Origin of the sequence: Marinomonas ushuaiensis DSM 15871 (assembly GCF_000521805.1) — a bacterium.
GTDB classification, from domain to species: Bacteria; Pseudomonadota; Gammaproteobacteria; order Pseudomonadales; family Marinomonadaceae; genus Marinomonas; species Marinomonas ushuaiensis.
On record NZ_JAMB01000036.1, the window covers coordinates 1 to 816 of the forward strand.

The following is an 816-nucleotide window of genomic DNA, read 5'->3' on the forward strand; positions in this document are numbered from 1 at the left end:
CTTTATGACCGTTCTGCCTTTTACTGCTGCGGATTTAGAAAAGGTTTAAAAATGATGACATTTATCACCAGAAGGAAGAATTAAATCCACCAGATAGTTGAATCAAGTGCGTACAGGTAAATAAATGAATATATGATTCGAATAATTTACGGCCAAAACATGACTAAATTCAATTGTAATAATGAAAGTAAAGTACTGATATAAAAGGATATTTTTTAAGATTTAATCTGAAATGGTTGCGGGAGCACTTTTCTTAACTAAAGAGTGAACCTACGACTTGTGGAATTGGTTTTTGAATTTTACTAGAAATGGTTGCGGGAGCAGGATTCGAACCTACGACCTTCGGGTTATGAGCCCGACGAGCTACCAGACTGCTCCATCCCGCGACATGAAAAGTTATTGATATATATAACTTATTCTTAGAAATGTAAGATAAAATATTGTGACCAAACTATGCTTATTATAGTTGGTTGCGGGAGCAGGATTCGAACCTACGACCTTCGGGTTATGAGCCCGACGAGCTACCAGACTGCTCCATCCCGCGACAAATTAAGCTATTGATATAGTTTAGATTTTTATCTTTTTTAACATTGAATTGTTGTGACCAAATTAACATGTATGGTTGCGGGAGCCGGATTCGAACCAACGACCTTCGGGTTATGAGCCCGACGAGCTACCAGACTGCTCCATCCCGCGACAAATTAATTTTCTATATATCACTAACAATTTCATTCGATTAGTTGGTTGCGGGAGCCGGATTCGAACCTTCGGGTTATGAGGATCATGTTGATAGCCAACTTTATTTTACCTTAAATC

3 tRNA genes are annotated in these 816 nt (G+C 38.4%); all 3 read right to left on the reverse strand.

The annotated features are described in order from the left end of the window. Positions 1-309 precede the first annotated feature (309 nt). A tRNA-Met gene (locus MUS1_RS15560) sits at positions 310-386 on the reverse strand. Between the two features lie 81 nt (positions 387-467). After that, a tRNA-Met gene (locus tag MUS1_RS15565) sits at positions 468-544 on the reverse strand. 75 nt (positions 545-619) lie between these two features. Continuing rightward, positions 620-696 (reverse strand) — tRNA-Met (locus tag MUS1_RS15570). Positions 697-816: the final 120 nt, after the last annotated feature.